Origin of the sequence: Microcystis sp. M_OC_Ca_00000000_C217Col, assembly GCF_007095585.1 — a bacterium.
Classification (GTDB): Bacteria; Cyanobacteriota; Cyanobacteriia; order Cyanobacteriales; family Microcystaceae; genus Microcystis; species Microcystis panniformis.
The window spans coordinates 1-12,364 of sequence record NZ_SFBV01000100.1 but is presented as its reverse complement, the minus strand read 5'-3'; the positions used below and the strand labels follow the sequence as shown (position 1 = coordinate 12,364).

Annotated in this window: 9 protein-coding genes; 1 reads left to right on the top strand and 8 read right to left on the bottom strand. The window is 44.3% G+C overall.

Annotation, left to right across the window (positions count from 1 at the left end; all coding sequences use genetic code 11):
• Positions 1-101: 101 nt before the first annotated feature.
• The 5 genes from EWV66_RS05760 to EWV66_RS05740 all read right to left on the bottom strand — a co-directional run bounded on the left by EWV66_RS05760 (position 102) and on the right by EWV66_RS05740 (position 7,252).
• Positions 102-1,007, bottom strand: coding sequence for a hypothetical protein (locus EWV66_RS05760; protein ID WP_072924184.1), 906 nt, complete (start codon positions 1,005-1,007; stop codon positions 102-104).
• A gap of 404 nt (positions 1,008-1,411) precedes the next feature.
• Complete coding sequence (locus tag EWV66_RS05755; RefSeq protein WP_002788401.1) at positions 1,412-2,320, bottom strand: glycosyltransferase family protein; 909 nt, start codon at positions 2,318-2,320, stop codon at positions 1,412-1,414.
• 10 nt (positions 2,321-2,330) lie between these two features.
• Positions 2,331-3,272, bottom strand: coding sequence for a glycosyltransferase family protein (locus EWV66_RS05750; protein ID WP_287108016.1), 942 nt, complete (start codon positions 3,270-3,272; stop codon positions 2,331-2,333).
• Between the two features lie 1,129 nt (positions 3,273-4,401).
• The gene (gene murI / locus EWV66_RS05745) at positions 4,402-5,253 is read right to left on the bottom strand and encodes a glutamate racemase (protein ID WP_002788398.1); all 852 of its coding nucleotides are present in this window, start codon (positions 5,251-5,253) and stop codon (positions 4,402-4,404) included.
• Between the two features lie 100 nt (positions 5,254-5,353).
• Positions 5,354-7,252: an N-acetylmuramoyl-L-alanine amidase gene (locus EWV66_RS05740; RefSeq protein WP_072924181.1), complete on the bottom strand. Its 1,899-nt coding sequence runs from the start codon at positions 7,250-7,252 to the stop codon at positions 5,354-5,356.
• A gap of 138 nt (positions 7,253-7,390) precedes the next feature.
• Here EWV66_RS05740 and EWV66_RS05735 point away from each other — a divergent pair, with 138 nt between their 5' ends.
• Positions 7,391-7,582 carry a hypothetical protein gene (locus EWV66_RS05735; protein WP_170863872.1) on the top strand — a complete coding sequence of 64 codons (192 nt, stop codon included), beginning with the start codon at positions 7,391-7,393 and terminating at the stop codon, positions 7,580-7,582.
• Here the strand turns inward: EWV66_RS05735 and EWV66_RS05730 are convergent.
• The 3 genes from EWV66_RS05730 to modA all read right to left on the bottom strand — a co-directional run bounded on the left by EWV66_RS05730 (position 7,562) and on the right by modA (position 12,014).
• Entirely contained in the window at positions 7,562-8,950 is a 1,389-nt protein-coding gene (locus tag EWV66_RS05730; RefSeq protein ID WP_287108015.1) for a cation:proton antiporter, read from the bottom strand. The two genes, EWV66_RS05735 and EWV66_RS05730, sit on opposite strands and share 21 nt — an antisense overlap.
• 239 nt (positions 8,951-9,189) lie before the next feature.
• Entirely contained in the window at positions 9,190-11,028 is a 1,839-nt protein-coding gene (gene modB / locus EWV66_RS05725; RefSeq protein ID WP_052275408.1) for a molybdate ABC transporter permease subunit, read from the bottom strand.
• Between the two features lie 188 nt (positions 11,029-11,216).
• The gene (gene modA / locus EWV66_RS05720) at positions 11,217-12,014 is read right to left on the bottom strand and encodes a molybdate ABC transporter substrate-binding protein (RefSeq protein ID WP_052275410.1); all 798 of its coding nucleotides are present in this window, start codon (positions 12,012-12,014) and stop codon (positions 11,217-11,219) included.
• Between the last annotated feature and the right edge of the window lie 350 nt (positions 12,015-12,364).

Genomic DNA, 12,364 nt, shown 5'->3' with positions numbered 1-12,364 from the left:
TTATAGATGATTTCCTGACCTAAGATCACATTTTATTCTTTTTTCCACTTCAATCTAAGAATTGAGAAAAAAGCAAAACCCTCCATTATACCATAAAAAAATTATGCAAGAGGTCTATTATTTTCTACTCCATCCGCTTCAGAAGGATTATACTCTGTTAGAATTGGAACCAAACCATGGGCGGCATAGGCGGCAAAGATAGTGGATTTGCCTAAATCTCTTGGAAAATGGCTATAATCTAAAAAGCCCCCCCGTGAAGTTAACATCAATTCACTAACAATCTGATTAGACTGAAATCCCATAGGGATTATCTCTATTCCTTTGAATTGACCTTCTGTGGTACTCAAATCACAGGGATAACCAACATCATAAATGCGTTCAATGCCTAAAGCTTGACAGGCTTTTAGGAGATTTTTACTGAATTTTGTATAAACTAGGGGACGAGTGTACTTGGAACCGAAAACAATAAGGTATGGTGGGCGATCCTTGAGAGGAAGAATACATTGAGGTTCACCCATAGTAGAAAAATTTGGTAAGCAAATAACTTCGGTTTTTCCAGTTAATCGTGAAACTATATTTTTAATTCTGGAAGTAGTAGTCACGGTTAAATCAGCTAATCTGAAGATTTGATAAGAAGTTAGTAAAAATCTGAAAGCGGGGAAAATTATCCCTTTTCTTGTGTAAGTTGCGTTGAACTCATGGACTAGGATAATTAATTTAAAGTCTCTAGTTTTTGTGAGATTTTGTAATACTCTCAAGAGCCAATCGGGAACATCGTAGTATCTAAAGTTATAATGTAAGAGAACCCCCAAACAATCTGGAGTTATCAATGAAGACAAAACACTGGAAGCATCTATATTCTTGAGAGATTGATAGTCGATCAAGCGGTTTACTATGCCAGTTTCAGAGCTAATTGCTTCAGCTAAAGTAACGTTGAAATCTTCATGACACCTTGGACCAATGTGTATAATTTGTTTTTGATTGACTGGTTCTGTTGTGTCAAACATGGATTCCTTCACTCAAGCAAAATTCTAGATGTTTTTGTAAACACGACACCAACACGGTAAGCGCATCTTAACAATCCTTGGCAAAATGAACTTTATGTGGGTTGCTTACCCAGAGGGCGATTCAAGCATATTTGAGGAGAATTTGCCCCCTCAATGTTTAGGCAACAACCGAGCAAATGGATCGAGTTCTTAACCATTTCAATTGATTGCTATCACTCGAAATGCCTACAAGCCAATCCTATCACAAAATTGCCCAATTGTCAATAGCGTTTGGGATGCGCTCACCCTGCTTCATGTTCCTTCAGCAGCTTTTCTGGAATTTTGCGGATTACGAAGTTGATGGGGGGTTGTTGATAACTCATGGGAAATAAAACCAGATTAGTAAAGTATCGCACGATAATTAGTCATGCTTTCCAGAGACTTTTGATTTTGGTCTTGATGCCATTGTATAACTCCTCGAAGAAAAGATTCCAGAAATAACCATACTGGGGAAATCTTTTGACTAATAAAGCATCGGAAGGAAAAAGGATTCTTAGGCTTTTCATAGAGTAGGGTTTGACTATATATCTTATTTGATTGGGTTCGGGCATCCAATGGCCGATATATATATCTTTTTGAAAAAACTTCGCTTGCAGAAATAATCCTAAAGCTCTATCAAATCCCCAGAGAGGCAACCAAGTTAAAATTTCTCCTATCCTCATGTTGCGGACAAAATCATCTAAGGCTTCTTTCACTAAGGCAGTCTTCCAAATATTATTATTGAAAGGTTCTAGATGACAGCCATGAATATCTTTTCTTTTGCCGTAGGGCCATAAAGCTAGTCTTAACTCGAAAGGATTATCTAGGGGAGCGATAGGAACTTCCACTAAATCTTGGTACTTATCTTGTCTTTTTCTAGAGATATTTAACTGATTGATAGCGGGTAGCTCCGGCCAAGGAGCTTTAATTCTTTCCTCATCGAGATAATCAATTTTCTCCTTATAGAGACGCAAGAGCCAACTTTGGGGAAAATTATCAAAGTAATCTTTCGCTAAGGCAACCACCTGGGGATGCAAGAAATCATCATCATCGAGAGCCAACACATATTGACCGGAAGCATTGAGAAGACCGACGGCCCTCTGGGCTGTTTCTCCCTGATAAAGACTATGAAAAATTTTCACTCTGGGATCTTCTAGGGAAGGGGTAACGGCCCCAGGAGGATAAACCAAAATAAATTCTACTTCCCCTTGAATGGTCAGAAGTTGTTGCAACCAATATTCGGAAAATTTGCCCAGAGTTGGAGTAACGATTGATAGAATTGGTGAGTTGGTCATGATTAGCTGACTATCCCTCTTTTCCTAGTCGATAAAGTACATATTTTTTGGGAACTTCCCTGAGATTGGTAATCACCAGATTCCACATATATCCATACTGAGGAAAACACTTGACTAGGAAAATTTCTGATAAAATACCATAGCGATTTAGTCTTCTATATTCGGGGGGATTGTTCTCCATGCGTAACTGTTCTGGAGATGGCATGAGATGACCGATGATTTTTCCTTGGCCCTGCTCGAAAAACTTAGCTTGAAGAAATAAACCCAAAAGACGATCTAAACACCAAAAGGGAATATACTTAAACGGACCCATTAATGGTAACAAACTAACGATATCTTTGCAGGTTGCCTGTACCATTTGAGTGAGCCAGACTTTTTTATAAAAATTTTCAGTATGAGGGCCGTGGTGATCTTTTCTTTCGCGCACAAAGCACATCAAATCTAACTTTCTTTTGTCAAAAGGAACGATGGGAATTTCCTTTAAGTAGCCACTTCGATCTGAGCCATCCTGATTTTTGGAGCTTTTATCCCACACCAGTAGTTCTTCTATCTGGGGCAGCGGTTGCCAGGGAGCAGTCAGTTCTTTTGTTTCTCCATACTGAAATCGCTTAGTACAGAGTCTCATCACCCAGCTATCTGGAAATCGCTGGAAATACTGTAGAACCATGGTCAAGATATCGGGGTGAAGAAACTCATCACAATTAATGGTTAGTGTGTAAGGTGCTGTCGCATTCATCAATCCACTAATTCTTTGAATAATTTCTCCCCGCAAGGGACTGACTATTTGCTGTACCCTGGGGTCGGACGTGGGATACTTAGGCGCTCCTGGTGGATGAACCAAGATAAATTCTACTTCTCCCTTGACCTCGGTCAGCGCATTAAACCAGTGGTCAGCAAATCCTTCTCTAGTCGGAATAACAATTGATAGGCTTGGTGTTGACACCTTGTCCATGATAAAAAAATTTTTCCTCTATTTTCTGATGCCATTGTATCATAGTTCTCCAGCAACAAGGAAAATTTCTGGAAGATCAGAAGGCTGAGAGGTCAAGAGTGGGAATTCAAGAGAAATAAAATCTATATTCAACTTGTTTACCATCCTAAAATCTGATTTCTAGTTTTTTTTATTCTTGAAAAATTAATCATGCCCAAAATCCGAAGCATTGGTAGTCTGATAAGCTTATATAGCAAGCATAAAGGCAAATATTAACTAATATAAAATTGTGCCAAATTTCCCCCACTAAATCAGCATTTCCATGACTACCCTTTTTCCATTCCTCTTTTTCTACTTGACTCAATTGGCTGTAGAAGGGCAATTAATAGACAAATATTATCCTCCAACCACTCACTCTAGCCTTCCTTTCCTAGCGGTGGGCTTATATACTTGCCATGTAAACGTTTTATCTAGGATTTGCTGAAGTTGATGAGCAGGTATTAGTGTCTGTGCTTCACCTTGACGAGAAAGGCTGTAAATAGCAGTTTCCTACTGTCTTTTCACTGATTACTGCTCACTGATTACTGCTCCCTGAAAAAGGCTGACGGCTATAAAACGGGGACAGGCAATTGACGCTCCCGTCGCGCTCATGGGAGGGATTCTTGATTCACCGAGTCCACTTAGACTAAGTACCTTGCGATTCTCAACCCAGAGGTGGTTCTCTCCTCAAGCGTTAACTTTGGGTGCGCCCCACCCTAGTTGTATTTCTACAAAATTTGCTTTAATTGAAGTGTTAGCTTCAAATACTGCTTTGTCTAGTTCCTGCAAAGATTTTACCTACCTACAGGTAGAAACTAGAACATTAGGTAGAACCCCATATCTTTGATTGTCAAGGTGCAGATAGCATAGTGATTAGACTACATGGATTTTTCAAGCGGTTGTTTACCCTAGCCGCTATACTTATATGGTAGCTATTTTTCGTGAGTCCTTCAAGACCTTTAAATGAAAAAAGACTGCCAAGGCTAACGACCCCAAAAGAAGAGCAAGCGCACTTCGGAATACGCAACTAGAATGCCATTAACAATGTCAGAAGTCATTCGAGATTTCGCTCTTGAGACTAGACACTTATTTTTAGCTGTGGTTCGCTGTTCTATACTGGCCTTTGTTTCATCCCATCGGTAAAACCGAGGGTCTTCACCCGACATTGCAAATAAACCTTTTCTACCCCGGGAGAAAAACCTAGCCATTGACGAGATAAACGAGCAAAAGTGTCAGGATCACCGCTAACTGCGAAGTTGGTAGGTAGGGGTGTTTCGGGATTTTTTAGACCTAATAATTCTAGTTCTTTTTCCGCCGCTCGGACAACGGCAGCGGCGGGATCTACCAATCGCACGGAACTAGGTAAAAGACGACGCAAAACCGGGGAAAGATGGCGATAATGGGTACAACCATAGACCAGAGTATCAATATTTTCTGCCAGTAAAGGCTGAAGATATTCCCTAGCCACTTGTGTGGTGTAGGGGTCAAAAATGCGGTTAGCCTCGATCAAAGGGACAAATTCAGGACAGGGAATTTGCCAAACTTGGGCAGTAGGATCGATTTCTTGAATGGCTTGTTTATAGGCATTACTTTTAGCCGTAGCTGGGGTAGAAATAACCCCAATGCGCTTTCCTTGTTTAACGGCAGTTTTGGCACCGGGTAATATTACCCCCAAAATTGGTAAATCTTTAAATTCGGCCTGTACTTCTTCTAAAGCCAAGGCGGAACTGGTATTACAAGCCATAATCACCATTTTCACCCGGCGCTCGCTCATCCAAGTGAGAATTTCCCGGACAAATTCGATAATTTCCCCTTTAGAACGAGTTCCGTAGGGAAGTCTAGCGGTATCAGCGAAATAGAGAATTGATTCTTGGGGCAGTTGTCGATACAACTCCCTTAAAACTGTCAGTCCACCCACACCACTATCAAACACACCAATCGGACTAAGTTGTGATTCTCTCATAGATAATATCGAGGAAAACGCTGATCTAAAATAGCTTTATTTGATGATATTAAAACACGGATTTTTTGATTAGTAAACTAATGCTCCAATCATTTAATCATTAACGGAGATTTCGTTGAATATATTCAATAATCCCCCCTGCGATCGCCGCCGCCATTTGTCGTTGAAAGTTGGCATTGGCTAATTTAGCAGCATCCTCAGCGCCGGTGACGAAACCCACTTCCACGAGGGTAGAGGGCATTTTCGAGGTTCTCAGCACATAGAAACGGGCCCGACGCACCCCCCGATCGCGCATATCGATACTACGGACAATATTGCGATGGATAGTATCCGACAACCTGCGATCGCCGAAGTAATACACCTCTAGGCCATTGACATCCGGTCGTGCTTTACCCATAGAGTTAGCGTGGATACTGACAAATAGATCGGCATCGATCCGGTTAGCCAGATCCGTGCGACCTTGCAGGGTGACAAAAAAATCACTATCTCTGGTGAGACGCACATCGATGCCCTGTTGTTGCAGAATGCGGGTAACTTCTAGGGAAATGGGCAGAATCACGTTTTTTTCCTGAAGGCCACCAATTCCGATCGCCCCCGGATCCTTACCACCATGGCCCGGATCGATCACCACTAGAAAGCGGCTATTGCGTTGTTGGGGGGGATTAGGAGTGGGGTTAGAGGGGCGCGGCGGTGGGTTAAATTGCCCCGTATTGGGGGGTAAAGGAACAGGGATAGTAGTGGAGTCAGGAACCTGAGAAAGGGGGCTAGAATTGCGGGAGGAAAGCAATTCTAGGGCTAGGGTTTGACTGTCCGATTGAGTTAATTGTCCCAGTTGAAAACCCACGGCCGTCTGTACCAAAATCAGCACCTTATTGGCGCTTTCCTGACGTACCCGCAATTGATAGATAGGACTATAGCGGCCGAAGCGCGGACCGCGAAAAGACTCGGCTAACTTAGCATTTTCGATGCGTAGTTCATAGACACCATCCCGGTTAACACTGCCGTTAGCTTTCAGGGGTAAATCCGCGCGAATTAAGAGGCGATCGTTATTGCCCGTCAGATCGATCGAGGAGATCGTGGCCAAACGATTGCTAGAAGGGGGATTATTGGCAGTTTTCGGGGGGGGATTGTTGGGACGAGGATTGGGATTGGTGGCGCTAGTGGGGGGAGGTGAGGAGATATTATCCACGGCACCCAGACCACCCCTAGGCAGTAAAACCAAGCCACCAAAACGACTATAGAGAGCTTGCCAATCGGGACTATCTCTATTAACACTCAGGGAAATCTTAGCTCGTTGATTGGCGGTCTGACTGAATTGAATATCGCCGACCCCATAGCGATTGACGGGGATAGTTTGACCAGTGAGACTGCTGGGTAAAGTGGCACCGGGTAATTCAAATTCGATTTTTTTGCCGTCCCGGCTGCGTTGACTGCGGATCGATCGCTCATCACCATTCTGCTCTAAACGGACAAAAAGACCATTGCGAGTGACCTGAAAATCATCGTTGTTGTCCGTCCGGCTAACTGGAGGTGGGGGAGTGGGACGGGTGGAACCGCGATCGGGGGGAGGTGTGGGGTCAGGGGTAACGGGTGGTTGCGTTTCCTCCCTAATCGGTTGGGGAGCTGGCAATTCCACTGTCCATTGGGTGGGCGAAATTCCGCGAATTTTTACCTGTTGAGGATCGACGGTGTAGCCGGGGGCCAATTCAATCACTAAACGGGTAGTTTCCGCATCAAATTGACCAATACGGACACTTCTGACGATATTGCTAATGGGCCGGTTAATATTGGGTTGCCCTAACTTGATCCCGGGCAGATCGATCACGATCCTGGTGGGGTTAGTGATCATTTGCGCTCGCGGTTGCACTCGATTGTCGGTAGTGAACACCAGACGATTCTCATTGGTGTCGAATCGCCAAAAGACGAGCTTGCCAGCCCAAGCAGGGGCTGCCACCAGCAACCAAGTTAATGCGCTTAGGAATAACCAATGAAATCTCACGATCGATGCTCCCGTTGCTCAGTTATCAATTACCTTTTTTCGGTAAAAATGGACTATTTTGTCGATTTTTGGCCATCCATAGCTCCGTTAATGCTCTGAGAATGACTATCAATAAAAACAAGCTTATGGGACGTTGGCATGGTCTGCTATGTTTCTGATCAGTTATCAGTCATCAGTCATCAGTTATCAGTTATCAGTTATCAGTTATCAGTTATCAGTCATCAGTCATCAGTTATCAATGAAAAGACAGTGCTGTTAGTGCCACTTAACACTGCTACTGGTAACTTATACACTGCCACTGGTAACTGCTCACTGCTCACTGCTCACTGATTGAGGGCTGCCGGTGGGTTCTTTAAATACTAACCTTAACAGGGGCGGAGCGATAAAGGTAGTCAAGATCACCATCATAATAATCGCCGCATCGGTAGCGGGGGATAAAGCACCACTAGCAGCACCGACTCCGGCAAAGACTAAACCCACTTCACCCCGGGGAATCATGCCAACTCCGATCGCCAAGCGATTGAGTTTTTCCTTGCTGAAAACGGCCAACCCCGTCACCACTTTACCAAAAATAGCGACGACAATTAGGAAAGCAGCCAAGACTAATCCTTCTCGATTGCTGGGAATAGCGGGATTAAGGACACTTAAATCGGTTTTTGCCCCCACACAGACGAAAAATATCGGTACAAATAAATCGGCGATCGGGAACACTTGTTCTGCCAATTCCGATCGCTTTTCCGTTTCCGCTAGAACCAGGCCTGCGGCAAAGGAACCGAGAATCGCTTCTAATTGGATAACTTGGGCAATATAAGCAAGAATAAAGGCGAAAATCAGGGAAACTAAGAGCAATTGTCCCCTAGTTTTCATGCTATTAACTAATTGAACGTAAAAGGGGCTTAAAAAACGACCGATCAGGATCGCCCCGATTACAAAAGCGCTAGAACTAATAACTAAATAAATTACTTTGCTAATTTGCACTTCTCCAGTCTTCACCAAAGAAGCAACGACAGCGAGGACGATAATACCGAGAATATCATCGAGAACCGCTGCCCCGATGATAATTTGACCTTCTTTCGCCGATAACTGCCCTATTTCTGCTAAAACCTTGGCGGTAATGCCGATACTGGTAGCGGTTAAAGCCGCCCCGGCAAAAATAGCGGGAATGGTGGCCAGATGAAAGATATAGATTAAACCCAAAGTACCCACCAAAAAGGGAACCGCAACCCCTACCACTGCGACAGCAGCTGCCTGTGGACCGACGCGAATTAATTCCTGTAAGTCTGACTCTAAACCAATCTCGAAGAGCAGGATAATTACCCCCAATTCCGAGAGGACGGAAATCACCTCACTGGCAGCACTAAAAACGGCAGGAGATTCCTCCGGGGTGAGGGGAGAAGTGGATTCTAGGAAATGAATGAGGAGAGAATCCTCGAATACCGCCCCACCTTCTGGAAAAACCAGTAATTTTAGGGCAGAAACCCCGATAATCACGCCACCGACTAATTCTCCTAACACGGGGGGCAAGTTGAATCGGACGCACATTTCCCCCCCCAGTTTACAGGCGAAATAAATAACGGTCAAACTCAGCAGCACGCAGGCTAAAACTAAGGCACTATCAGCAGTTTCGGCTGTAGCTGCCGAGGCTAACAGGGAAATGTTAAAACTCCAAGCGGAAGAAAGGAAAGGCTGTAGTATCATCGCTCGCTCAAAATTACTCTCAATACTCTAACAAGCTTGCGGCTTATTCAGTTATTCCCGATCAAAGTTCGCCCCTTGTCCCCCAGCAAGGTAGGGCTGGAGGAGATTCAGCTAATCTAAGGATAGGCGGTTAAAATGCGTCTTAGTTTATTAGCATCAAAATCTCTGTTTGGCAATCTAACTACCCACCGGTGCGTGAGTCTGGGTGGGTACTCATGGGGGTTCGTTGAGTTAGCGCATTACTTTAATAATAATAAACGCTGGGGAGATAAAGTAACAGTCCAAGGCAAAGCTTGCTCCTTAATTTCTAACCATTTATCCTTATATAACTCTGCTTGGATATGAAAATCGCGGTCGTGGTTGGAGGGTTGATTAAGTTTCAGATAGAGAGTCACCCGATGGGGTCCTTCAATGGCATTAGCTAACCAACAGAGAAAAGTATTAATATCGCCTAAATCTCGACCAAAAATAATTTGATGAGCGCGAATTCCCGTATAGGCTAAATAGTCGGGAATCCCGGGGACGGTGTGTAATTTAACATCCCAATCAATCGCCTCCAATTGTTGATTATTAATGATTATAGCACGAGAAAAATTCTTACAACCGGTAATCTTGGCCAAACTAACGCTATCTGGTCGCTCAAAAATTTTCTGTTTAGAATTATTAGCAATTGCCCGCCCTTTTTCCATAACTAATAAATTCTCGCATATTCGATAGGCTTCATCCATATTGTGGGTAACAAAAATTGTCACGCCATCGTAATTACTTAAAGTTTTGATCATCTGACGTTCTAATTGAGCGCGTAGATGGGTATCAAGGGCAGAAAAAGGCTCATCTAATAATAAAGCTTCTGGACGACTAGCTAAAGCGCGAGCGATGGCGACCCGTTGTTGTTGTCCCCCCGATAATTGATGAGGATAACGGTTTTCCATGCCAAGTAACTGCACTAATTCCAATTGGTTGGCAATCTGCTGTTTAATAACTTTTTTAGATAAGTTTTTCGAGAGACCAAAAGCGATATTTTCTGCCACGGTGAGATGGGGAAAAAGGGCATAATTCTGCACCACAAAACCGATACGACGCTGACGACTGGGGAGATTAATTCCCTTTTCGGAATCGAAGAGAATGCGCCCATTTAAGACAATACGACCCCTTGAGGGCGTTTCCACACCAGCCAGCGATCGCAAAATCAGGCTTTTTCCCGATCCCGAAGCCCCTAATAGTCCTAGGGGCTGATTTTGGCAGTTAAAAGTTACCGAGAGGTTAAAACCGGGTAAATATTTCTCTATATCGACAAATAAGCCTATTTTATCCCTATAATGCTTATTTTCAGCTGCTAAAAGGGCAAAATCGCGACCCTCCCAGGGTGGCAGCCAGTCCTCCATCTCGTTAGGTTTGCTTTCTCCTGGTCGTCCTAATTGCTGTTTGCGTTGACTTTGCCAGAGATTAACGGCGATAATCCCCGATAGGGAGATTAACATGATAATAAACACCCATATCCAAGCCTCAGTCATCGCTCCTGCTTCCACAGCGAAGAAAATCGCCATCGGGATAGTTTGAGTTTGCCCCGGAATATTACCCGCTAACATCAAAGTGGCCCCAAATTCCCCCAAAGCGCGGGCAAAAGCTAGGGTTAATCCCGCTAATACTCCGGGGAAGGAGAGGGGCAAAAGTAGGCGCCAGAATATTTTCCCTTCCGATGCCCCTAGGGTGCGGGCAACCTGTAGGATGTTGGCATCCACCTGTTCAAAAGCCCCTAGGGTGGTTTTGTACATCAGGGGAAAAGCCACCACCGTCGCGGTGATAATGGCGGCATACCAAGTAAAAACGACGCGAAAGTTAAATAAGTCTAATAACTGTCCTAATGGTCCGTTTTTGCCGAATAGGAGCAGTAAAATGAAGCCTAGCACCGTCGGGGGCAAGATTAAGGGTGCGACGAAAACTCCCTCGATTAGGGATTTCCACCGTCCGCGATAGCCTAACATCCAATAAGCGGCGGCAATACCGAGAAAAAAGATGATTATCAGGGCAATGGTGGCGGTTTTCAGGGATATCCATAGGGGGGAAAAGTCTGGCATTTTTCAGGGGTCAGGGGTTGGGTTTTGGGGTTTTGGGGTCTTGGGGTCTTGGAGTGTTGGGGTGTTGGAGTGTTGGGGTGTTGGGGTTTTAGTTGAAATTCCCCACTTCCCCACTTCTCCACTTCCCCACTTCTCCACTTCCCCACTTCCCCACTTCTCCACTTCCCCACTTCTCCACTTCCCCTAAATTATCTGGCTATTCCGAAGCCGAATTTTTCAAAAATGTTTTTAGCGGCTGTGCTGGTGAGATATTGGGCGAAAGTCTTGGCAGCTTGCGGGTTTTTACTGGCTTTGATCACAGCTATCGGGTAAATAATCGGAGAATGGAGATTATTGGCAGCCGTAGCCACTACTTTTACTTGGTCGGAAATTTTGGCATCGGTGATGTAAACAATGCCAGCATCGGCGTTACCAGTTTCTACGGCGGCGAGAACATTACGGACAGAGTTGGCCAAGACCAGTTTTGGTTTTATTTGCTCTAAAATGCCGATATTTTTCAAAACTTCTTCGCTGTACTGACCGACGGGAACGCTGCGCGGTTCACCCACGGCAATTCTTTGGACATTACTGTTAGTCAGAGAACGAAAATCACTGATTTTTAGGGTGGAATTCTTGGGAACGATTAAAACTAGGCGATTAGTGAGCAGCTTTCTTCTGGTACTTGTATCGATTAAACCAGCTTTTGCTAAAGCGTCCATTTGCTTAGTGGCAGCCGAGAGGAAAACATCGGCCGGCGCACCTTGTTCGATTTGCCGTTGCAAAGCCCCCGACGCACCGAAGTTATAGTTAACTTTAATGTTGCCATGGGCTTTTTCAAACCCCGGCTTGATTTCTTCTAGGGCCTCTTTGAGACTAGCGGCGGCAGAAACTAGAATTGTCTGGGTTTGCGCGGTGGTGATAGTAGAGGAAAAAAGGTTTATACCCAGAGATAATAAGCAACTAAGGGCAATTGAGCCGATAAAAGCCAGAAAATATCGTCTTTTCATCAAGATTGACAGTAAGCGATCGATATTTATATTTCTATCACAACCAATCCACCGCCCAAAATCTGTATCTAGGGTTTGCGGCAAAAAGTTTTTCGTGGGGTGTGGGGTGTGGGGTGTGGGGATAAGTAGCTGGTTATAATTAAATTGAAGATGGCTCCCGCCTTAATCCCCCCTTAATTTACCCTTAATAAGGGGGGTGTCTGACAATTTTTAACATCTACCCACTTAACATAAATTGACATCCTCGCCGCCCTAAAAGTGCGGCGATTCCTAAACCTCACGATTTAAGTTTCTGCTTCCACCACCGTCGCATACCACAGTTAAAAAACCATGTACTGTCTTACACAGAG